Below are 349 nucleotides of genomic sequence, written 5' to 3'. Positions count from 1 at the left end.
GGCGTCGAGCCGGGCGGCGCCGCCGTCCGCGTCGGCCTGCGCGTGCGCGGCCAGCGCCTGCAGCAGGCGCGCGTCGAAATCGACGCGCACGGCGTAGTAAAGCTGCAGCAGCCCGGCCGCCACCGCGAACCACAGCGCCGGGCGCCAGCCGCTCAGGCCGAGCGCTTCGAACAGGCCCAGCCCGGCCAGCGCCGTCAGCAGCAGCGAGGCCGCGCACAAGGTCCGGCCCTGCGCCAGCAAGGCCGCCATGGCGCGCAGTTCGAATGCGCCGAACCCGGCCGCGGACGCAACTCCGGGCCCGCTCATGCGCGCTGCGCCCCCAGCGCGTGCGCCGCCGGCGCGGGCGCCG

At 78.5% G+C, this 349-nt stretch carries 1 protein-coding gene; it reads right to left on the bottom strand.

The features are described from left to right. A partial coding sequence (locus A7A76_RS24200) for a hypothetical protein (RefSeq protein WP_428995234.1) occupies window positions 1-249 on the bottom strand: 249 nt, incomplete at its 3' end. Window positions 250-349 lie beyond the last annotated feature (100 nt).

It is taken from the genome of Lysobacter enzymogenes, from assembly GCF_017168095.1.
GTDB lineage: Bacteria > Pseudomonadota > Gammaproteobacteria > Xanthomonadales > Xanthomonadaceae > Lysobacter > Lysobacter enzymogenes_D.
This window is presented reverse-complemented; position numbering and strand designations above follow the sequence as displayed.